Origin of the sequence: Pseudomonas sp. RGB (assembly GCF_007713445.1) — a bacterium.
In the GTDB taxonomy this organism is placed as follows: domain Bacteria; phylum Pseudomonadota; class Gammaproteobacteria; order Pseudomonadales; family Pseudomonadaceae; genus Aquipseudomonas.
Genome location: NZ_VMSH01000014.1, coordinates 40,903 through 62,998, shown reverse-complemented (window position 1 = coordinate 62,998; position 22,096 = coordinate 40,903). Strand labels below are relative to the sequence as shown.

General features: G+C 60.7%; 18 protein-coding genes. 12 read left to right on the top strand and 6 right to left on the bottom strand.

From position 1 onward, the window contains the following. The first annotated feature begins 175 nt into the window (after nucleotides 1-175). From kdgD to FPT15_RS23950, 5 genes are all read left to right on the top strand, one after another. Nucleotides 176-1,087, top strand: a complete 912-nt coding sequence (kdgD, locus tag FPT15_RS23970) for a 5-dehydro-4-deoxyglucarate dehydratase (RefSeq protein WP_064450699.1) — start codon at nucleotides 176-178, stop codon at nucleotides 1,085-1,087. Nucleotides 1,088-1,141: 54 nt separating this feature from the next. After that, a complete protein-coding gene (locus FPT15_RS23965; RefSeq protein ID WP_017138260.1) occupies nucleotides 1,142-2,587 on the top strand; it encodes an aldehyde dehydrogenase family protein in 1,446 nt (481 codons plus the stop codon). Between the two features lie 162 nt (nucleotides 2,588-2,749). Then, nucleotides 2,750-4,117, top strand: coding sequence for an MFS transporter (locus FPT15_RS23960; protein ID WP_145165211.1), 1,368 nt, complete (start codon nucleotides 2,750-2,752; stop codon nucleotides 4,115-4,117). An 11-nt stretch (nucleotides 4,118-4,128) separates the two neighbouring features. Next, a complete protein-coding gene (gene garD, locus FPT15_RS23955; protein WP_145165209.1) occupies nucleotides 4,129-5,682 on the top strand; it encodes a galactarate dehydratase in 1,554 nt (517 codons plus the stop codon). A 167-nt stretch (nucleotides 5,683-5,849) separates the two neighbouring features. Next, on the top strand, nucleotides 5,850-6,791 hold the full coding sequence (locus tag FPT15_RS23950) for an AEC family transporter (protein WP_145165207.1): 942 nt from the start codon (nucleotides 5,850-5,852) through the stop codon (nucleotides 6,789-6,791). 90 nt (nucleotides 6,792-6,881) lie between these two features. On the opposite strand, the gene FPT15_RS23945 is transcribed toward FPT15_RS23950, so the two are convergent. The 6 genes from FPT15_RS23945 to gatC all read right to left on the bottom strand — a co-directional run bounded on the left by FPT15_RS23945 (nucleotide 6,882) and on the right by gatC (nucleotide 12,109). Then, nucleotides 6,882-7,265, bottom strand: a complete 384-nt coding sequence (locus FPT15_RS23945; RefSeq protein WP_106578660.1) for a carboxymuconolactone decarboxylase family protein — start codon at nucleotides 7,263-7,265, stop codon at nucleotides 6,882-6,884. Continuing rightward, entirely contained in the window at nucleotides 7,262-8,308 is a 1,047-nt protein-coding gene (locus tag FPT15_RS23940; protein ID WP_145165304.1) for a calcium/sodium antiporter, read from the bottom strand. The genes FPT15_RS23945 and FPT15_RS23940 overlap by 4 nt, the downstream gene beginning before the upstream one ends. Before the next feature lie 58 nt (nucleotides 8,309-8,366). Further along, a complete protein-coding gene (locus tag FPT15_RS23935) occupies nucleotides 8,367-8,738 on the bottom strand; it encodes a septal ring lytic transglycosylase RlpA family protein (protein ID WP_145165205.1) in 372 nt (123 codons plus the stop codon). A gap of 159 nt (nucleotides 8,739-8,897) precedes the next feature. Beyond that, nucleotides 8,898-10,343 (bottom strand): Asp-tRNA(Asn)/Glu-tRNA(Gln) amidotransferase subunit GatB, encoded by a 1,446-nt coding sequence (gatB, locus tag FPT15_RS23930; RefSeq protein ID WP_145165203.1) that lies wholly within the window; start codon nucleotides 10,341-10,343, stop codon nucleotides 8,898-8,900. A 10-nt stretch (nucleotides 10,344-10,353) separates the two neighbouring features. Beyond that, the gene (gene gatA, locus FPT15_RS23925; protein WP_145165201.1) at nucleotides 10,354-11,805 is read right to left on the bottom strand and encodes an Asp-tRNA(Asn)/Glu-tRNA(Gln) amidotransferase subunit GatA; all 1,452 of its coding nucleotides are present in this window, start codon (nucleotides 11,803-11,805) and stop codon (nucleotides 10,354-10,356) included. A 16-nt stretch (nucleotides 11,806-11,821) separates the two neighbouring features. Continuing rightward, entirely contained in the window at nucleotides 11,822-12,109 is a 288-nt protein-coding gene (gatC, locus tag FPT15_RS23920) for an Asp-tRNA(Asn)/Glu-tRNA(Gln) amidotransferase subunit GatC (protein WP_003171764.1), read from the bottom strand. 210 nt (nucleotides 12,110-12,319) lie between these two features. Between gatC and mreB the strand changes: the two genes are divergently transcribed. The 7 genes from mreB (at nucleotide 12,320) to FPT15_RS23885 (ending at nucleotide 22,089) form a co-directional block, all read left to right on the top strand. Further along, nucleotides 12,320-13,357: a rod shape-determining protein MreB gene (gene mreB, locus FPT15_RS23915; protein WP_002555108.1), complete on the top strand. Its 1,038-nt coding sequence runs from the start codon at nucleotides 12,320-12,322 to the stop codon at nucleotides 13,355-13,357. Nucleotides 13,358-13,496: 139 nt separating this feature from the next. Next, entirely contained in the window at nucleotides 13,497-14,636 is a 1,140-nt protein-coding gene (mreC, locus tag FPT15_RS23910; protein ID WP_145165199.1) for a rod shape-determining protein MreC, read from the top strand. Further along, a complete protein-coding gene (gene mreD / locus FPT15_RS23905; RefSeq protein WP_017138250.1) occupies nucleotides 14,636-15,124 on the top strand; it encodes a rod shape-determining protein MreD in 489 nt (162 codons plus the stop codon). Before mreC ends, mreD begins: the two co-directional genes overlap by 1 nt. 51 nt (nucleotides 15,125-15,175) lie before the next feature. Then, nucleotides 15,176-15,772, top strand: a complete 597-nt coding sequence (locus tag FPT15_RS23900) for a nucleoside triphosphate pyrophosphatase (protein WP_145165197.1) — start codon at nucleotides 15,176-15,178, stop codon at nucleotides 15,770-15,772. A gap of 70 nt (nucleotides 15,773-15,842) precedes the next feature. Beyond that, complete coding sequence (gene rng / locus FPT15_RS23895) at nucleotides 15,843-17,300, top strand: ribonuclease G (protein ID WP_010213134.1); 1,458 nt, start codon at nucleotides 15,843-15,845, stop codon at nucleotides 17,298-17,300. Nucleotides 17,301-17,376: 76 nt separating this feature from the next. Then, nucleotides 17,377-21,192 carry a YhdP family protein gene (locus tag FPT15_RS23890; protein ID WP_145165195.1) on the top strand — a complete coding sequence of 1,272 codons (3,816 nt, stop codon included), beginning with the start codon at nucleotides 17,377-17,379 and terminating at the stop codon, nucleotides 21,190-21,192. A gap of 48 nt (nucleotides 21,193-21,240) precedes the next feature. Then, the gene (locus FPT15_RS23885; protein WP_145165193.1) at nucleotides 21,241-22,089 is read left to right on the top strand and encodes a carbon-nitrogen hydrolase family protein; all 849 of its coding nucleotides are present in this window, start codon (nucleotides 21,241-21,243) and stop codon (nucleotides 22,087-22,089) included. Nucleotides 22,090-22,096 lie beyond the last annotated feature (7 nt).

The window sequence follows — 22,096 nt, the reverse complement described above, 5'->3', positions numbered from 1 at the left end:
ATCGGAGCATAGAGGATTAATTTCCTACGTCAAGAAAGCGCGTTTAAACGCAGGGCCGGATGAAGCCCGATGAATTGCAGTTGACGAATCTTATTATAGTTGTACGATGACGTACGACATCAACAAACCAACAACAACCTTTCGACAGAAAGTCTTCGCCCAGGGTGTTCGAATAATGAATCCACAAGAACTGAAGTCCATCCTCTCCCACGGTCTGCTGTCTTTCCCCGTGACCGATTTCAATGCGCAGGGTGACTTCCACCAGGCCGGCTACATCAAGCGTCTGGAATGGCTCGCCCCGTACGGCGCCACCGCCTTGTTCGCCGCCGGTGGCACTGGTGAGTTTTTCTCCCTGGCTGCCAGCGAATATTCCCAAGTGGTGAAGACCGCTGTTGATACCTGCGCCACCAGCGTGCCGATTCTCGCCGGTGTGGGTGGTTCGACTCGCCAGGCCATCGAGTACGCCCAAGAGGCTGAACGCCTCGGTGCCAAAGGCTTGCTGTTGCTGCCGCACTACCTGACCGAAGCCAGCCAGGACGGCGTCGCCGCCCACGTGGAAGCGGTGTGCAAGTCGGTCAAAATCGGCGTGGTGGTCTACAACCGCAACGTTTGCCGCCTGACTGCGCCTCTGCTGGAACGCCTGGCCGAGCGCTGCCCGAACCTGATCGGCTACAAGGACGGCCTGGGTGACATCGAGTTGATGGTGTCGATCCGCCGTCGCCTGGGTGACCGTTTCAGCTACCTCGGCGGCCTGCCGACTGCAGAGGTTTACGCCGCTGCCTACAAGGCCCTGGGCGTGCCGGTGTACTCCTCGGCGGTATTCAACTTCATCCCGAAAACTGCGATGGACTTCTACCACGCGATTGCCAAGGACGATCATGCCACCGTCGGCAAGATCATCGACAACTTCTTCCTGCCTTACCTCGACATCCGCAACCGTAAGGCGGGTTATGCCGTGAGCATCGTCAAGGCCGGGGCAAAAATCGCCGGCTATGACGCCGGCCCTGTGCGCACGCCGCTGACCGACCTGCTGCCGGAAGAATACGAAGCCCTGGCCGCGCTGATCGACAAGCAAGGTCCGCAGTAACTTATCAACAAGGCCGCTGAGAGATCAGCGGCCTTTTGCGTCAGGAGAAGATTTGTGTCCCAAGCCAAACGTTTTGAGAACTACATCAACGGCGAGTGGGTGGCCGGTGCCGATTACTGCAACAACATCAATCCGTCGGAGTTGTCCGATGTCATCGGCGAATATGCCAAGGCTGACGTAGCTCAAGTCAACGCCGCCATCGATGCCGCGCGTGCCGCCTTCCCGGCCTGGTCCACCTCCGGCATCCAGGCTCGCCACGATGCGCTGGACAAAGTCGGCAGTGAAATCCTCGCCCGCCGTGAAGAACTCGGCACCCTGCTGGCCCGTGAAGAGGGCAAGACCCTGCCCGAAGCCATCGGCGAAGTGACCCGCGCCGGTAACATTTTCAAGTTCTTCGCCGGTGAATGCCTGCGCCTGTCCGGTGACTACGTGCCGTCCGTGCGCCCGGGCGTCAATGTGGAAGTCACCCGTGAAGCCCTGGGTGTGGTCGGCTTGATCACCCCGTGGAACTTCCCGATTGCGATCCCCGCCTGGAAAATTGCCCCGGCCCTGGCCTACGGCAACTGCGTGGTGATCAAACCCGCCGAACTGGTGCCGGGCTGCGCCTGGGCCCTGGCCGAGATCATCTCCCGCGCCGGCTTCCCCGCCGGTGTGTTCAACCTGGTGATGGGCAGCGGCCGCGTGGTTGGCGACGTATTGGTCAATAGCCCGAAAGTCGACGGCATCAGCTTTACCGGTTCGGTCGGCGTGGGCCGTCAGATCGCCGTCAGCTGTGTGTCGCGCCAAGCCAAAGTGCAGTTGGAAATGGGCGGCAAGAACCCGCAGATCATCCTCGACGACGCCGACCTCAAGCAGGCCGTCGAGCTGTCGGTACAGAGCGCGTTCTACTCCACCGGCCAGCGTTGCACCGCCTCCAGCCGCTTGATCGTCACCGCCGGTATCCACGACCAGTTCGTTGCGGCCATGGCTGAGCGCATGAAGTCGATCAAAGTCGGCCACGCGCTGAAAAGCGGCACCGACATCGGCCCGGTGGTTTCCCAGGCCCAGCTGGACCAGGACATGAAGTACATCGACATCGGCCAAAGCGAAGGTGCGCGGCTGGTCAGCGGTGGCGGCCTGGTGACCTGCGACACCGAAGGCTACTACCTGGCGCCGACGCTGTTTGCCGACAGCGAAGCCGCCATGCGCATCAGCCGTGAAGAGATCTTCGGCCCAGTAGCCAACGTGGTGCGCGTAGCGGATTACGAAGCGGCGCTGGCCATGGCCAACGACACCGAATTCGGCCTGTCGGCGGGCATTGCCACCACCTCGCTCAAGTACGCCAACCACTTCAAACGCCACTCCCAGGCCGGGATGGTGATGGTCAACCTGCCGACTGCCGGTGTGGATTACCACGTGCCGTTCGGTGGCCGTAAGGGCTCCTCGTATGGTTCGCGCGAGCAAGGTCGCTACGCGCAAGAGTTCTACACCGTGGTGAAGACCAGCTACATCGGTTCGTAACTCGTAACACCCGTGGGAACCGGCTTGTGTGGGAGCTGGCTTGCCTGCGATAGCGGTGTATCACCGCTATCGCAGGCAAGCCAGCTCCCACAGAAAGCGGTTCCTGCACTTAAAACAGAAATGCTTACCCGCAAAAAAAATAATTAGTGGGAGTACATCTTCATGCAAGCGACCAAGCCGACCCACGTCCGCTATTTGATCCTGCTCATGCTGTTTCTGGTGACCACGATCAACTACGCCGACCGGGCCACTATCGCCATCGCCGGCTCCAGCCTGCAAAAAGACCTCGGTATCAGCGCGGTCACCCTCGGTTATATCTTCTCCGCATTCGGTTGGGCCTACGTGGCCGGGCAAATCCCCGGTGGCTGGTTGCTGGACCGGTTCGGCTCGAAAAAAGTCTATGCCCTGAGCATCTTCACCTGGTCGCTGTTCACCATTCTGCAAGGCTATGTCGGCGAGTTTGGCGTTTCCACCGCCATCGTCGCGCTGTTTATGCTGCGCTTTCTGGTGGGCTTGGCGGAAGCGCCGTCGTTCCCCGGTAATGCGCGCATTGTGGCCGGCTGGTTCCCCACCGCCGAACGCGGTACGGCTTCGGCGATCTTTAACTCGGCGCAGTACTTCGCCACGGTGTTGTTCGCGCCGCTGATGGGCTGGATCGTCTACACCTTCGGCTGGCAGCACGTGTTTATCGTGATGGGCGGGATTGGCGTGCTGTTCTCGCTGATCTGGCTGAAAATTATCCACAGCCCGCGCCAGCACCCGATGATCAACGAGGCCGAACTCAAGTACATCTGCGAGAACGGTGCAATGGTCGACATGGATCAGGAGAAGACCAAGGGCCAGAAAACCGACGGTCCGAAGTGGGATTACATCCGTCAGCTGCTGACCAACCGCATGATGCTCGGCGTGTACCTGGGCCAGTACTGCATCAATGGCATCACCTATTTCTTCCTGACCTGGTTCCCGGTGTACCTGGTGCAGGAGCGTGGCATGACCATCCTCAAGGCGGGGTTCATTGCTTCTCTGCCGGCCATCTGCGGGTTTGTCGGCGGGGTGTTGGGTGGTTTGATTTCCGATTACCTGCTGCGCAAAGGCCATTCCCTGACGTTTGCGCGCAAGGCACCGATTATTGGCGGGTTGCTGGTGTCGTGCAGCATCGTGGCCTGCAACTACGTGGATATCGAATGGATGGTGGTGGGCTTTATGGCGCTGGCCTTCTTCGGTAAAGGCGTTGGCGCACTGGGTTGGGCGGTGGTGTCTGACACCTCGCCGAAACAAATCGCCGGCCTCAGTGGCGGTCTGTTCAATATGTTTGGCAACCTGGCCTCCATCAGCACACCGATTGTGATCGGCTACATCATCGCCACCACCGGCTCGTTCAAGTGGGCCCTGGTGTTCGTCGGCGCCAACGCCTTGCTGGCGGTGTTCAGCTACTTGGTGATCGTCGGCCCGATCAAGCGTGTGGTGCTCAAAGAGCCGCCCAGCAGCAAAGGGCCTGAGCTGACCCAATTTATCCAAGCGCATTCCTGAGGGGCGATGTAATGCAGTTGATTGAACATGCCGACTCGCCGCGCTCGATCCGTTTGCACGAGCGCGACAACGTAGTGATCGTGGTCAACGATCAAGGCGTACCGGCCGGGACCGAGTTCCCGGACGGCCTGGTGACTGTGGACTTCATCCCGCAGAGCCACAAGGTGACCCTGGAAGATATCCCTGAAGGCGGTCAGATTATTCGCTACGGGCAGACCATTGGTTACGCCCTGGCGCCGATTCCACGTGGCAGTTGGGTGCAGGAAGACCAACTGCGCATGCCCACCGCGCCGCCGCTGGACAGCCTGCCGCTGTCTACCGAAGTGCCTGAAACCCAGGCGCCGCTGGAAGGTTTTACGTTTGAGGGTTACCGCAACGCCGACGGCACCGTGGGCACGCGCAATATTCTGGGCATCACCACCACAGTGCAGTGCGTCACCGGTGTGCTGGACCATGCGGTCAAGCGCATCAAGGATGAATTGCTGCCCAAATACCCGAACGTCGATGACGTGGTGGCGCTGACCCACAGCTACGGCTGCGGCGTGGCGATCACGGCAACAGACGCGTACATCCCGATCCGCACCGTGCGCAACCTGGCGCGCAACCCGAACCTGGGTGGCGAAGCGCTGGTGATCAGCCTGGGCTGCGAGAAGCTGCAGGCCGGGCAGGTGATGCACGACAACGACAGCTCTGTCGACCTCAGCGAGCCGTGGCTGTATCGGCTGCAGGATTCCAGCCATGGGTTTACCGAGATGATCGAACAGATCATGGGCCTGGCCGAAATCCGCTTGAAAAAACTCGACCAGCGCCGTCGCGAAACCGTGCCGGCATCGGAGCTGATTCTGGGCATGCAGTGCGGCGGCAGTGATGCGTTTTCCGGCATTACCGCCAACCCGGCGCTGGGGTTTGCCTCGGATCTGCTGTTGCGGGCCGGGGCGACGGTGATGTTTTCCGAAGTGACTGAAGTGCGTGACGCCATTTACCTGCTGACCGCTCGTGCCCAGAGCAAAGAAGTGGCCCAAGCGCTGGTCAGGGAAATGGACTGGTACGACCGCTACCTGGCCAAAGGCGAGGCGGACCGCAGCGCCAATACCACGCCGGGCAACAAGAAGGGTGGGTTGTCGAATATCGTCGAGAAGTCCCTGGGCTCCATCGTCAAGTCGGGCAGCAGCGCGATCACTGGCGTGCTTGGCCCGGGCGAGCGTTTCACGGGCAAAGGCCTGATCTTTTGCGCCACACCAGCCAGTGATTTTGTCTGCGGCACCTTGCAACTGGCGGCCGGGATGAACCTGCATGTGTTCACCACCGGGCGTGGCACGCCGTATGGACTGGCGATGGCGCCGGTGGTGAAGGTCTCGACGCGTACGGAATTGGCGCAGCGCTGGCCGGACTTGATCGATATCGACGCCGGACGCATCGCCACCGGGCGTGCGAGCATTGAGGAACTGGGCTGGGAGTTGTTCCACTTCTACCTGGATGTGGCCAGCGGCAAGAAGCAGACGTGGGCGGAGCGGCATAAGCTGCACAACGACATTACGCTGTTCAACCCGGCGCCCATCACCTGAGACCGACGCGGCCCCTGTGGGAGCAGGCTTGTCTGCTCCCACATTTGATTAGTGAATACCTTCAAATGTGGGAGGGGGCTTGCCCCCGAAGGCGGCCTACCAGACGCCGCACAGCCGCATGGCTTATCATTAGCCACCTGACGACACCCACCAAGGTTCTCCCCGGCATGCTGGCTATCTTCCTCACCACCCTCACCATCACCGCGCCGGTGTTTGCCATGCTGTTTCTGGGTGTGCTGCTCAAACGCATCAACTGGATCAACGACAACTTTATCCACACCGCCTCCTCCCTTGTTTTCAACGTGACCATGCCGGCGCTGCTGTTCCTGGGCATCCTGCACGCCGACCTGCACGCGGCGCTCAAGCCAGGTCTGCTGATCTACTTTGCGGTGGCCACGTTGCTGAGCTTTGCGTTGGCCTGGGGCTGGGCGATCTATCGTTGCCCGCGCGTAGACCGCGGTATCTACACCCAGGGTGCGTTTCGCGGTAACAACGGCGTGATCGGCCTGGCGCTGGCGGCCAGCATGTATGGCGACTACGGCATTTCCCTGGGCGCGATCCTCGCGGCGCTGGTGATTCTGTTCTACAACACCCTGTCGACCATCGTGCTGGCGGTGTACAGCCCGGTGATCAAGTCCGACCCGTGGAGCATCTTCAAAAGCGTGGTGGCCAACCCGCTGATCATCAGCGTGATTGCGGCCGCACCGTTCGCGATTTTCAAGATCGGCCTGCCGGGGTGGCTGGAGTCGTCCGGGCAATACCTGGCGGACATGACCTTGCCGCTGGCATTGATCTGCATCGGCGGCACCTTGTCGCTGGCGGCCTTGCGCAAAAGCGGAAGCATGGCCCTGAGTGCCAGCCTGGTGAAGATGATCGGTTTGCCGCTAGTTGCGACGCTGGGCGCATGGCTGCTGGGCTTCAGGGGCCCGGAGCTGGGGATTCTGTTTTTGTACTTTGGCGCACCGACCGCGGCGGCGAGTTTTGTCATGGCCAGGGCGGCCGAGGGCAATCATGAGCTGGCGGCGGCGATTATTGTGATTACGACCTTGATGGCGGCGGTGACCACCAATATCGGGATATTTGTGTTGCAGGCGGGTGGCTGGATCTGAAGGTTGCGGCAGGCTAGTCAGCTCCCACCGTTTGATCTGTGAATACAGTCAACGGTGGGAGCTGGCTTGCCTGCGATGACTAACCAGCCGTCACGGCTTATCCGCCTGATACGCCTCAATCACTTCCTGCGCCGCCCGAAACGCATCAATCGCCGCCGGCACGCCTGCATACACCGCGCAATGCAGCAGTGCTTCGCGAATCTCTTCCACTGTGCAGCCATTGTTCAGCGCGCCGCGCACGTGGCCCTTGAGTTCCTGCGGGCACTTGAGGGCGGTGAGGGCGGCCAGTGTGATCAGGCTGCGCGTCTTCAACGGCAGGCCTTCGCGGTTCCACACGCTGCCCCATGCATGCTCATTGACGAAATCCTGCAGCGGCTGGGTGAACTCGGTGGCATTGCCCAGGGCGCGGTCGACGAACACATCGCCCATGACCTGGCGACGCATTTCAACCCCGGACTTTTTCTGTTCGGTCATTGCGATTCCCTCTTGTGTTGGCGGCGCCAGGCTTGCAGCGAGGTGAACAACACAAACGCGACCAGCGCTGGCAGGACGTAATACAGCATCAATTGTTCAAGCCGGGTGGCCAGCGGCATGCCGAAGGTGAACGACACCACATGCAGCCCATACGCCAGATACAACCCCAGAAACACCAGGCCTTCAGCGCGGGTGACGCGGTAGCCGCTGTAGAACACCGGCAGGCACAACACCACCACGCCGAGCATCACCGGCAAGTCGAAATCCAGTGCGTTGGGCGACACCGACAACGGCGAGGGCGCCACCAGCGCGGTGAACCCCAGCACGCCGAGCAGGTTGAACAGGTTGCTGCCGATCACGTTGCCCACGGCAATTTCGCGCTCGCCGCGCAGCGCGGCAATCAGCGAGGTGGCCAGGCACGGCAGCGAGGTGCCGACACCGATCAGCGTCAGGCCGATGATGCGTTCGGACAGGCCCAGGTCGCTTGCGACATCCACCGCTGCGCCCAGCAGCAAATGCCCGGCCAGCACCAGAATCAACAACCCGCCCAGCATCAGCAACGCGCTGCTCAGCCAGGGCGCGCGGGCCACCGTGTCCAGCGTGCGCGGACGGCGGGAATGGCGGGTCTGGTAGTGCAACACACCGAGGTAGGCTATCAGCGCAACCACTAAAAAGAGGCCGTCGAGCGGTGTCAGTTCTTCATTGGCGGCCAGGGTGAACACCAAGAGGCCGGCGAAGATCATCACCGGAATGTCCAGACGCACCAGCTGCCGAGAGACGCGCAGCGGAATGATCAACGCCGCCAGGCCCAGGGTGACGAGGGTGTTGAAGATACTGCTGCCGATGACGCTGCCCACGGCGATATCGGTATTGCCGGCCAGGGTGGCCTGCAGGCTGACGGTCATCTGCGGCGCACTGCTGCCGAAAGCGACGATGCTCAAGCCGATAATCAGTGGCCGCACCTTGAGGCTGGCTGCCAGGCGCACGGCGGCGCGCACCAGGATTTCGGCGCCGACGATCAGCAACACCAGGCCGCTGATCAGTTCGATCAGGCTCCAGGGCGAGAGGGCGGTTAATCCGAAAATGGCCAAGGCTCCTTTATCAGTTGCTCAGCGCCTGCACGCGAACCCGTGCAGTGCCGCTGCCCAGCATACCGAGTTGTTCGGCAGCCTTGCGTGAAACGTCGATCAGGCGCCCACGGGTATGCGGGCCGCGATCATTGATGCGCACGACCACGGATCTGTTGTTGTTGAGATTGGTCACCTTGACCTGAGTGCCGAAGGGCAGACGCCGATGGGCGGCGGTCAGGGTGTTCTGGTTGAAGGGTTCACCGCTGGCAGTCTTGTTGCCATGGTGCTTGGCGCCGTAATAGGAGGCGGTGCCGGTTTCGTCGTAGCCGTTGGGGTCGATGAGGCCGCTGGCGCAACCGGCCAACGCAGAGAACAGGGCCAGGAGGCCGAGTAGACGCTTCACTTTAAGTTAAGTCCCCATTATAAATGTGGAAGCTGGCTTGCCTGCGATGCAGGCACCTCGGTGTTTCAGTTGCACCGAGGCGATACTATCGCAGGCAAGCCAGCTCCCACATGGGTCCGAGTTGGGTAGGAAATCCCGCTCGGACCCTTTCACCGCGAATCAGCCTTCGAGCTTGCTTTTCAGCAATTCGTTCACCTGTTGCGGGTTGGCTTTGCCTTTGGAGGCTTTCATCGCCTGGCCGACAAAGAAGCCGAACATTTTGCCGCGCTTGGCTTCGTCTGCGGCGCGGTATTGCTCGACCTGTTCGGCGTTGGCCGCCAGCATTTCATCGAGCACGGCCGAGATCGCGCCGCTGTCGGTGACTTGCTTGAGGCCGCGCTTCTCGATGATCTCATCGGCGCTGCCTTCGCCTGCGGCCATCGCTTCAAACACGGTCTTGGCGATTTTGCCGGAGATGGTGTTGTCCTTGATGCGCAGCAGCATGCCGCCCAGTTGCTCGGCGGTCACCGGGGCTTCGTCGATTTCCAGGCCCTGTTTGTTCAACAGGCTGCCCAGCTCAACCATCACCCAGTTGGCCGCCAGCTTGGCGTCGCCGGCAATGCTCACGACTTTTTCGAAGTAGTTGGCTTGCTCGCGGCTGGAGGCCAGCACGCTGGCGTCGTAGACCGACAGGCCGAACTGCGCCTGGAAGCGCTCGCGTTTCTGCTGCGGCAATTCCGGCAGGGTGGCGCGGATGTCATTGAGGAACGAATCCTCAAGCACCACCGGCAACAGGTCCGGGTCGGGGAAGTAACGGTAGTCGTTGGCTTCCTCTTTGCTGCGCATGGCACGTGTTACGTCTTTGTTTGGGTCGTACAGGCGGGTTTGCTGGATGACCTTGCCGCCGTCTTCGATCAGGTCGATCTGGCGACGCACTTCGCTGTTGATCGCTTTTTCGATGAAGCGGAACGAGTTGACGTTCTTGATCTCGCAGCGGGTGCCGAACTCGACCTGGCCCTTGGGACGAATCGAGACGTTGCAGTCGCAACGCAGCGAGCCTTCGGCCATGTTGCCGTCGCAGATGCCCAGGTAACGCACCAGCGCGTGGATCGTCTTGACGTAGGCCACGGCTTCCTTGGCGCTGCGCATGTCCGGCTCGGAGACGATTTCCAGCAACGGCGTGCCGGCACGGTTCAAGTCGATGCCGGTAGCGCCCGGGAATTCTTCGTGCAGGCTCTTGCCGGCGTCTTCTTCCAGGTGCGCGCGGGTCACGCCGACCCGTTTGATGGTGCCGTCTTCCAGTGGGATGTCCAGGTAGCCCTTGCCGACAATCGGCAACTCCATCTGGCTGATCTGGTAGCCCTTGGGCAGGTCCGGGTAGAAGTAGTTCTTGCGCGCGAACACGTTGTGCTGGCCGATCTCGGCGTCAATCGCCAGGCCGAACATCACCGCCATGCGCACTGCTTCCTGGTTCAGCACCGGCAGCACGCCGGGCATGCCCAGGTCTACCAGGCTGGCCTGGGTGTTGGGCTCTGCGCCGAACGTGGTGGCGCTACCGGAGAAAATCTTCGATTGGGTGGCGAGCTGGGTATGAATCTCCAGTCCGATCACAACTTCCCATTGCATAGTGTTCTCCTCAGAAGCCGGTAGGGGTGCGAGTGTGCCAGTCGGTGTTCAACTGGTACTGGTGCGCCACATTGAGCAGGCGGCCTTCCTGGAAATACGGGGCGAGCAATTGCACACCGACCGGCAGGCCATCGACGAAACCGGCGGGCATGGACAAGCCCGGCAAGCCCGCGAGGTTGGCGGTGATGGTGTACAGGTCTTCCAGGTACTCGGCGATCGGGTCGCCGGTCTTGGCGCCGATCTTCCAGGCCGGGTTCGGCGTGGTTGGGCCGAGGATCACGTCGACTTCTTCGAAGGCGGCCATGAAGTCGTTCTTGACCAAGCGACGGATTTTCTGCGCCTTGAGGTAGTACGCGTCGTAATAGCCGGCGGACAGGGCGTAGGCACCGACCATGATCCGACGTTGGACTTCGGCGCCGAAGCCTTCGCCGCGCGAGCGTTTGTACAGGTCTTCGAGGCCTTTCGGGTTTTCACAGCGATAGCCGAAGCGCACGCCGTCGAAACGCGACAGGTTGGAAGAGGCTTCTGCCGGCGCGATCACGTAGTAGGCAGGAATCGCGTGCTGGTTGTTCGGCAGGCTGATTTCCTTGATCACGGCGCCGAGCTGTTCCAGCGTCTTGACGCTGTTGTGCACCAGTTCGGCGATACGCGGGTCGAGGCCGGCGCTGAAATACTCTTTCGGCACGCCAATACGCAGGCCTTTGAGCGAGGTATTGAGGCTGGCGCTGTAGTCCGGCACCGGCTCATCAATGCTGGTGGAGTCCTGCTTATCAAACCCGGCCATACCTTGTAACAAAATCGCGCAGTCTTCAGCGGTACGTGCCAGCGGGCCGCCCTGATCCAGGCTGGAGGCGTAGGCGATCATGCCCCAACGCGAAACACGACCGTAGGTCGGCTTCAAACCGGTGAGGTTGGTGAACGCGGCGGGCTGACGGATCGAGCCGCCGGTGTCGGTAGCGGTAGCCGCCGGCAGGAAGCGCGCGGCAACCGCGGCAGCCGAACCACCGGACGAACCGCCTGGCACGTGATTCAGGTTCCACGGGTTTTTCACGGCGCCGTAGTAGCTCGACTCGTTGGCAGAACCCATGGCGAATTCGTCCATGTTGGTCTTGCCCAGAGTCACGGCGCCGGCGGCGGCCAGCTTGGACACCACGGTGGCATCGTAGGGCGCTTTGAAGTTGTCGAGCATCTTCGAGCCGCAACTGGTGCGAATGCCCTGGGTGCAGAACAGGTCTTTGTGGGCGATTGGTGCGCCCAGCAGTGCGCCATTCTCACCGTTGGCGCGACGTACGTCGGCGGCCTTGGCCTGGCTCAGGGCCAGTTCCTGGGTGAGGCTGATGAAGCTGTTGACCTTCGGATCAAGCTCGGCGATGCGCGCAAGCAGGGTCTTGGTCAGCTCTTCGGAAGAAAACTTTTTGTCGGCGAGACCGCGGGCGATCTCGGCCAGAGTCATGTGATGCATGAAAGGCTCTTTCCCTTTAGTCGATGACTTTCGGAACCAGGTACAGGCCGTTTTCGACCGCTGGCGCGATGGACTGGTAGGCCTCGCGATTATTTCGCTCGGTCACAACGTCTGCGCGCAGGCGCTGGCTGGCTTCCAGCGGGTGAGCCAGGGGCTCGATGCCGTCGGTATTGACGGCCTGCATTTGGTCAACCAGCCCGAGAATGCTGTTCAGGGCTGCGGTGGTCTGTGGAAGATCGGCTTCATTCAGGCCAAGCGAGGCCAGATGAGCGATTTTTTCCACGTCGGAGCGTTCAAGCGCCATGGGATTCTCCAGTGGAAAACAGAACGGAGGGCGTCCGTGTGTTAGATTGTCGGAACACTACCGCATTTCTACGGTCATATGGCCGCGATTGTGGGGGTTGGTGCACAGAAAGTCGGCCAATTTAGCACATTGGCGCCTTGCCCAAAATCCCTGTCGTTGTTAGAGTTTGCCGCACTTTTTTACCCACGCGTTGCCTAGGGTCCTTTCCCCATGTTCAAGAAACTGCGTGGCATGTTTTCCAGCGATCTTTCCATTGACCTGGGCACTGCCAACACCCTTATTTACGTGCGCGAGCGCGGTATCGTTCTGAATGAGCCATCGGTTGTGGCCATTCGGACCCATGGTAATCAGAAAAGTGTCGTTGCCGTTGGCACCGAGGCCAAGCGCATGCTCGGCCGAACACCAGGCAACATCGCTGCCATTCGTCCGATGAAGGACGGCGTGATCGCCGACTTCAGCGTCTGCGAGAAGATGCTGCAGTACTTCATCAACAAGGTTCACGAAAACAGTTTCCTGCAGCCCAGCCCTCGTGTGCTGATCTGCGTTCCGTGCAAGTCCACCCAGGTTGAGCGTCGTGCCATCCGTGAATCGGCCCTTGGCGCCGGTGCCCGCGAAGTATTCCTGATCGAAGAGCCTATGGCTGCCGCTATCGGCGCCGGCTTGCCGGTCGAAGAAGCGCGCGGTTCGATGGTGGTGGATATCGGTGGTGGTACCACTGAAATCGCCCTGATTTCCCTGAACGGTGTGGTGTACGCCGAATCCGTGCGTGTAGGCGGCGACCGTTTCGATGAAGCGATCATTACTTATGTGCGTCGTAACTACGGCAGCTTGATCGGCGAATCCACCGCCGAGCGCATCAAGCAGGAAATCGGCACCGCTTACCCGGGCGGCGAAGTTCGCGAAGTTGATGTTCGCGGTCGCAACCTGGCCGAAGGCGTTCCACGTGCTTTCACCCTGAACTCCAATGAAGTGCTGGAAGCTCTGCAAGAGTCCCTGGCCACCATTGTTCAGGCAGTGAAGAGCGCCCTGGAGCAATCGCCTCCGGAGCTGGCTTCCGACATCGCCGAGCGTGGCCTGGTGCTGACCGGTGGTGGCGCCTTGCTGCGCGACCTCGACAAGCTGCTGGCCCAGGAAACAGGCCTGCCGGTGATCGTCGCCGAAGACCCGCTGACCTGCGTCGCCCGTGGTGGTGGCCGTGCACTGGAAATGATGGATAAACACACCATGGACCTGCTTTCCAGCGAATAAGATTGCCGGAATGGTTCATGCTTCGCCCGCAGGCAGCACTTTGCAGTGCTGCCTGTTGGCGTTTATCTTCTTCAATCTGCATCCAGGCCGGTTTGATGCCGTATGAATAAAGAGAACATTTGCCCGGGAGGAGCGGCTTATTAAACCGCTTTTCGCCAAAGGCCCCTCATTGGGCGTGCGCTTATTGGTGCTGGTCGTGCTTTCGGTCGCGCTGATGGTGGTCGATGCCCGCTTTGCACTGCTCAAGCCCGTGCGTAGCCAGATGTCGCTGGTGTTGATGCAGACTTACTGGATCACCGACCTGCCGCAACGGCTCTATCAGGGCGTGGCCAGCCAATTCGGCAGCCGCACTGAGCTTGTCGCCGAGAACGAAAAACTCAAGACTGAAAACCTGCTGTTGCAGGGGCGCATGCAAAAGCTGGCGGCCCTCACCGAGCAGAACGTTCGGCTGCGCGAGTTGCTTAACTCTTCGGCATTGGTCAACGAGAAGGTCGAAGTGGCCGAGTTGATCGGCATGGACCCCAACCCCTTTACCCATCGCATCATCATCAACAAGGGTGAGCGCGACGGTGTGGTCCTGGGTCAACCGGTGCTCGACGCCCGTGGCCTGATGGGCCAGGTGGTCGAGTTGATGCCCTACACTTCGCGCGTATTACTGCTGACGGACACCACCCACAGCATTCCCGTACAGGTCAACCGCAACGGCTTGCGCGCGATTGCCAGCGGTACCGGTAACCCGGAGCGTCTTGAGTTGCGCCATGTGGCCGACACTGCCGACATCAAGGAGGGCGACCTGTTGGTCAGTTCCGGCCTGGGTCAGCGGTTCCCCGCGGGTTACCCGGTCGCGACGGTCAAGGAAGTGATCCACGATTCCGGCCAGCCGTTCGCCATTGTGCGTGCGGTACCGACGGCGGCCTTGAACCGTAGCCGTTACCTGTTGCTGGTGTTCAGCGACAACCGTACGCCGGAAGAGCGTGCCAACGACGCTGCCCAGGCGCAGGAAGCAGAAGACAAGCAGAACGGCACCGCGCCGGTCATTCCTGCCACGGTGCCAAAACCAGCCTTCGTGGGGCCGCCTGCTCCTGCGGCGACCTCGGTCGCGCCAGTGGCGACGCCCGTCAAACCTGCGGCCCACAGCGCCCGCTCAGCCAAACCGGCTGCGGCCAAGCCAACGGTTACCACGCCGGCCGCCACCGCGCCAGCGGCTAAACCGCCTGCCACGTCGGCAACCCGACCAGCGGCCGCAGCGCCGGCAACCACGCGGCAGAGGGAGGAATAATGGCCGGTACGCATTCGCGCAATGGCTGGATCGTCTGGCTGACCTTCGCCATCGGCTTGCTGCTCAGCGTTTCGCCGTTGCCGCAGTTCATGGAAATCCTGCGACCGCTCTGGCTCGCCTTGCTCCTGGCGTTCTGGTCGCTGACCTTGCCGCACAAGGTAGGCATGGTCACGGCGATGTGCCTGGGCTTGGCGGAGGACGTGCTCTATGGCACCTTGCTGGGCCAGAACGCGCTGATCCTGACCCTGATTACTTTCCTGGTGCTGTCATTGCAGCAGAGGTTGCGCATGTTCCCGATGTGGCAGCAGTGCCTGGTGATCCTGGTGATCTTCGGCCTGGCGCAGTTGGTGCAACTGTGGCTCAGCGCCTTGACCGGTAACCGCCAGCCAACTTTGGCCCTGGTATTGCCGGCCCTGGTCAGTGCATTGCTGTGGCCATGGGTCAGCTTCGGCCTGCGTGGTTTACGTCGCCGCTATAAAATCAATTGAATGGATTGCGAGGCTCTGCCTGGTTATCGAACCCTACAGGGAGAGTCTGCAATGAATTCGCTTTATCTGGCCTCGGGCTCCCCAAGGCGGCGTGAACTGCTGACGCAGATCGGTGTGCCTTTCACCGTGGTCAGCGCCGCCATTGATGAAACTCCTCTTACAAACGAATCCGCCGTTGCCTACGTCGAGCGCCTTGCGCACGGCAAGGCCACGGCGGGTTTTGCTGCGCTTGAAAAGGCTGTCGGGGCCTGCGTGCTGGGCGCCGACACGGCCGTGATCGTTGATGGTCAGATCCTTGGCAAACCGGTTGACCAGGCCGACGCCCTGGCGATGTTGATGGCCCTGTCGGGACGCGAGCATGAAGTCCTCACCGCCATTGCCGTCACCGACGGCGAGCGCAGCGAAACTCGATGTGTGAGCAGTCGGGTACGTTTTCGCGCTATTTCTGTCGAGGAGGCTACAACCTACTGGCGCAGCGGCGAACCTCAGGACAAGGCGGGCGGCTATGCTATCCAGGGGCTTGGATCGGTGTTTGTCGCCGGGCTCAATGGCAGCTATTCCGCCGTGGTAGGCCTGCCTGTGTGCGAAACCGCGCAACTGCTTGGTCAATTCGGCATACCCTGTTGGCAAAACCTTACCGCGCGCTGAACGCCGTATTCCAGCGCCAAGCCTTAAGCGATCGGTCACTATTGTGAAAACGCCTGAACGAGACCCAGCCATGAGTGAAGAGATTCTGATCAATATCACGCCGATGGAATCGCGCGTGGCGGTGGTAGAGAACGGTGTTCTGCAAGAAGTGCACGTCGAGCGCACCCAGAAGCGCGGCATTGTCGGCAATATCTATAAAGGCAAAGTGGTGCGCGTGTTGCCGGGCATGCAGGCGGCATTCGTCGACATCGGCCTGGACCGCGCCGCGTTTATCCATGCATCGGAAATCTCCCTGCGCGAAGGCCCTGCGGTTGAAAGCATCAGCGCGCTGGTACACGAAGGGCAGAGCCTGGTGGTGCAAGTCACCAAGGACCCGATCGGTTCCAAGGGCGCGCGGCTGACCACTCAACTGTCGATTCCTTCGCGTTATCTCGTGTACATGCCGCGCACTGCGCATGTCGGTATTTCTTTAAAAATCGAAGACGAAGCCGAGCGTGAACGCCTGAAAAAGGTGGTCAGCGACTGCGTGGCTGCCGAGGGCATCAAGGAAGCGGGTGGTTTTATCCTGCGCACGGCCGCAGAAGGCGCCGGCGCCGATGAAATCCTCATGGACATCAGGTACCTGCGGCGCTTGTGGGACCAGATCGGCGCACAGATCAAAACCATTGGCGCGCCGAGCGTGATCTATGAAGACCTTGGCCTCGCGCTGCGTACGTTGCGCGATTTGGTCAGCCCGAAAATCGAGAAAATTCGCATCGACTCGCGGGAAACCTTCCAGCGCACCACACAATTTGTCGCCGAATTGATGCCGGAAATAGCCGACCGCCTCGAGCATTACCCCGGCGAGCGGCCGATCTTCGATCTTTATGGCGTCGAAGACGAAATCCAGAAAGCCCTGGAGCGCAAAGTGCCGCTCAAATCCGGCGGCTATCTGGTCGTGGACCCGGCAGAGGCCATGACTACCATTGACGTCAACACCGGCGCGTTTGTCGGCCACCGCAATCTCGAAGAGACCATCTTCAAGACCAACCTCGAAGCCGCCACCGCGATTGCCCGCCAACTGCGCCTGCGCAACCTGGGCGGCATCATCATCATTGACTTCATCGACATGGAAGACGAAGAGCACCAGCGCCAGGTGCTGCGTACCCTCGAGAAGCAACTGGAGCGCGATCACGCCAAGACCAACATCATCGGCATCACCGAGCTGGGCCTGGTGCAGATGACCCGCAAGCGTACCCGCGAAAGCCTTGAGCAAGTGCTCTGCGAACCCTGCAGCAGCTGCCAGGGGCGCGGCAAGCTGAAGACCCCGGAAACGGTTTGCTACGAGATTTTCCGCGAAATCTTACGGGAGGCACGCGCCTATCAAGCCGAAGGTTATAGAGTGCTCGCCAACCAGAAAGTCGTCGATCGGTTACTGGATGAAGAGTCTGGTAACGTCGCTGAACTGGAGGGTTTTATCGGGCGCACGATTCGCTTCCAGGTCGAAACCATGTATTCCCAGGAACAATATGACGTGGTGCTGCTCTGATCCCCAATCGCTTAATTTCTTCGAGAACGGCAGACCTTGATCTGCCGTCCGTCCACTGCTTTGAGGGTCGCCTGACATGGAGCGTCTGATACGCTTTTTTGCCGCTTTGACCCGTTGGGGCCTGGGCTTGTGTGCCTTGCTGCTGGTGTTGGCTGCGGTGTACGTGAGCCTGGGTCGTGAATTGACTCCGCTGGTGGCTGAATACCGCGCCGAAATCGAAGCCAAGGCTCAGGCTGCGGTGGACATGCCCGTGCAAATCGGCAGCCTTGAAGGCCGCTGGAGCGGTTTCGCTCCTGTGTTGCTGGCTCACGACGTGATGGTCGGCGAGGGCAGCAGTGCCTTGCGCCTGGACCAGGTTGAGGTGGTGCCGGATATCTGGGCCAGCCTGATGGCCCGCGAAGTGCGTATAGCCCACCTGGAAGTCAGCGGGCTGCAGTTGAGCGTCAAGGAAGACAAGGACGGCCACTGGGCGCTCCAAGGCCTGCCGGTGCAAGATGACCAACCGTTGGACCCTGAGCAGGTGCTGACGCGCATGCAGATGGTCAAGCGCGTGTCCTTGCTCGATAGCCAGGTCACGCTGCAACCGTTCGGCCAGGCGCCGCTGACCCTGACTTACGTGGGCCTGAGCCTGCACACCGGCGCCAATCGCCAGCGCCTCGATGCGCGCCTGACCCTGCCGGATGGCCAGCCACTGGCTGTAAACCTGCGTACCCGTATTCGCGCCAGCGCTTGGAAAGACGGTGAAGTCCAGGCTTACCTGAGCCTGCCGCAAAGCGACTGGGCCAAATGGATACCCGCCAGGCTGACCCAGCAATGGAACGTCACGCAGTTCAAGGCCGGCGGCGAATTCTGGCTGACCTGGGCCAAAGGCACCGTGCAAAGCGCGGTGGCGCGTCTGAACTCACCCCAGCTCAAAGGCAGCTACGCCGACCGCAAGCCGGTTCATATCGAAAACCTTGCCCTTACGGCTTACCTGCAACGCAGTGAAAGCGGCCTCAACGTGCTGTTTGACTCGCTGGCGATGAACATTGGTGAAACGCGCTGGGAGTCGCGCCTGCAATTGCAGCAAAGCCTGGCTACCGACAAGGATCTGGAAGTCTGGAAACTGCAGGCCGACCGCCTTGACCTGACGCCGATCACGCCGTTGCTGAATGCCTTGGCGCCCCTGCCGGAAGGCTTTGCCAAAACCGTCGAACACCTCAAGGCCACTGGCATGCTACGCAACGTGCTGGTGGATTTCCGTCCCCAGGATACGAGCGATCAGAAGGTCAGTTTTGCCGCCAACCTCGAGCGCATCGGGTTTGATGCCTACTTCGGCGCACCGGCTGCGCGCAACGTATCCGGCAGTATCAGCGGCGACTTGGGGCACGGTGAGTTGCGCATGGACAGCAAGGACTTCTCCTTGCACCTGTACCCGATCTTTGCCAAACCGTGGCAGTACATCCAGGCCAATGCACGCCTGACCTGGAAGCTGGATAAAGAAGGTTTCACCCTGATCGCCCCCTACATCAAGGTGCTCGGCGAAGAAGGCAAGGTTGCGGCAGACTTCCTGATTCGTCTGCATTTCGACCATAGCCAGGAAGACTATATGGACCTGCGGGTCGGCATGGTCGATGGCGATGGCCGTTTTACACCCAAGTATTTGCCGGCGGTATTGAGCCCGTCGCTGGATGAGTGGTTGCGCACAGCGATTCTCAAAGGCGCGGTTGACCAAGGTTTCTTCCAGTACCAAGGTTCGCTGAACCATGACGCGCTGCCGGCTGCACGCAATATCAGTCTGTTCTTCAAGGTGCACGATGCCGAACTGGCGTTCCAGCCCGGCTGGCCGCATGTGAGCAAGGTCAATGGTGAAGTGTTTGTCGAGGAGAGCGGCGTGCGCATCCTGGCGAGCAAGGGCCAATTGCTCGACACCAAGGTCAAGGACGTTTACGTCAATATTCCTCACGCGCCAGCCGGTAAAGACAGTCATCTGCTGATCACCGGTGGATTCGCAGGTGGCCTGGGGGATGGCTTGAAGATCCTTCAGGACGCGCCGATCGGCACTGGCTCGACGTTTGCCGGCTGGAAAGGCGAGGGCGACCTGCAAGGCAAGCTGGACCTGGATATTCCGCTGGTCAAAGGCACCGAACCCAAGATCGTGGTGGACTTCCAGACCGACAAGTCCCGCCTGCAATTGGCCGAGCCGACTCTGGATTTGAGCCAGCTCAAGGGCGATTTTCGCTTCGACAGCACCAAGGGGCTGAGTGGCCAGAACATCTCCGCCCAGGCGTTTGATCGTCCGATCACCGCGCAGATCGTTGCCGATGGCAAACCGGGCACTATCAGCACGCGTATCACCGCCAAGGGGCAGGTCACGGTCAAGCGCCTGACGGACTGGTTGAAAATTAGCCAGCCGCTGCCGGTGTCCGGCGATATCCCGTACCAATTGCAAGTGACACTGGACGGCGCCGACAGCCAACTGATGGTCAGTTCCAACATGAAAGGCGTAGCGGTCGATCTGCCCGCACCGTTTGGCATGCCCGCCAGCCAGGGGCGCGACAGCGTATTCCGCATGACCTTGCAGGGGGCCGAGCGCCGCTACTGGTTCGATTATGGCGAGCTGGCGAGCTTCACCTTTGCGTCGCCTCCGGACAAATTCAATGAGGGTCGCGGGGAGTTGTTCCTGGGGGACGGTGATGCCGTGCTGCCGGCTGCCAAAGGCTTGCGCATTCGTGGCGTGCTGTCGGAGCTGGATATAGACCCGTGGAAAAAACTGGTCGACCGTTACGCCGGCAATGACCCAGGCGGCAATGCCAAGCAACTGCTCAGCGGTGCTGATTTCAAGGTGGGCAAGTTGAGCGGTTTTGGTACCCAGTTTGACCAGGTCAACCTGCAACTTGACCGCAAACCGGCCGCATGGGGGCTGCAGTTCGACAGTCAACAAGCCAAAGGTGCTGTGAACCTTCCTGATGCCAAGGGCGCGCCTATTGCAATCAACCTGCAGTACGTGAAGTTGCCGGCGGTGGATCCGAAGGCACAGGCCGACGAAAACGCGCCAGACCCGTTGGCGGATGTCGACCCCAAGGACATTCCAGCACTGGATATCTCTATCAATCAACTGTTCCAGGGGCCGGACTTGGTGGGCGCCTGGTCACTGAAAGTACGGCCGACGGCCAAAGGCCTGGCCTTCAACAATCTGGACCTTGGCCTCAAAGGCATGCAGCTCAACGGCGCTGGTGGTTGGGAAGGCGCGCCGGGTAACAGCAGCAGTTGGTACAAAGGACGCCTGGATGGCAAGAACATCGCCGATGTGCTCAAAGGCTGGGGGTTCGCGCCGACGGTAACCAGTGAAGACTTCCATCTGGATGTGGACGGGCGCTGGCCGGGCTCGCCGGCTTGGGTCGGTCCCAAGCGTTTCTCCGGTAGCCTGGATGCAGCGTTCCGCAAAGGCCAGTTCGTTGAGGTCGAAGGTGGCGCGCAGGCTCTGCGGGTATTTGGCTTGCTGAATTTCAACTCCATCGGGCGCCGTTTGCGTCTGGACTTCTCGGACTTGCTCGGCAAAGGCTTGAGCTATGACCGGGTCAAAGGCTTGCTCGCGGCCAGCAATGGCGTGTTCGTGACGCGTGAACCCATCACCATGACCGGGCCTTCCACCAACCTGGAGCTCAACGGCACGCTGGACCTGGTAGCCGACCGCGTCGACGCCAAGCTGCTGGTCACGTTGCCGGTGACCAATAACCTGCCGATCGCCGCTTTGATTGTCGGTGCACCGGCCATTGGTGGCGCGCTGTTTTTGATCGACAAGTTGATTGGCGATCGTGTTTCGCGCTTCGCCAGCGTGCAGTACAAGGTGCAAGGGCCTTGGAAGGATCCAAAAATCACCTTCGACAAGCCATTTGAAAAACCAAACTGAGAGGCTGTGGAGTAGCATGGCCGCATGCCCTTTTCGGAGTGTCGGCCTATGTCCTTTGCGGTAATTCAGATGGTCAGCCAGAGCGATGTTCTGGCCAACCTGGCCCAGGCCAGGCGCTTGCTGGAGCAAGCGGCGGCGGGCGGCGCGAAGCTGGCGGTACTGCCGGAGAACTTCGCCGCCATGGGCCGTCGTGACGTAGCTGATCTCGGCCGCGCCGAAGCTTTGGGCGAAGGCCCGATCCTGCCGTGGTTGAAACAGACCGCTCGCGACCTCACCTTATGGATAGTGGCCGGTACTTTGCCGTTGCCGCCCAAGGACCAACCCAACGCCAAGTCCAACGCTTGCTCGCTGCTGATCGATGATCAGGGCGAAATCGTCGCCCGTTACGACAAGCTGCACTTGTTCGATGTGGATGTAGCAGATGCGCGGGGTCGTTATCGTGAATCTGACGACTATGCTTTCGGGAGCAATGTGGTGGTAGCGGACACGCCGGTGGGGCGATTGGGCCTGACGGTGTGCTACGACCTGCGGTTCCCCGAGCTGTACAGCGAATTGCGCGCGGCCGGGGCTGAATTGATTACCGCGCCCTCGGCGTTTACAGCGGTAACCGGTGCTGCGCATTGGGACGTACTGATTCGGGCGCGAGCCATTGAAACCCAGTGTTACTTGCTGGCAGCTGCCCAAGGCGGCGTACACCCAGGCCCACGGGAAACCTTTGGCCACGCAGCGATTGTCGACCCTTGGGGGCGCGTGCTGACACAACAGGATCAGGGCGAAGCGGTGTTGTTGGCCGAACGCGATAGCAATGAACAAGCGTCGATACGGGCGCACATGCCGGTGGTCAACCATCGGCGCTTTTTCTCGCAGGGCGCGCAGCGGCCTGCTTCGGAACGATGAATTTAAG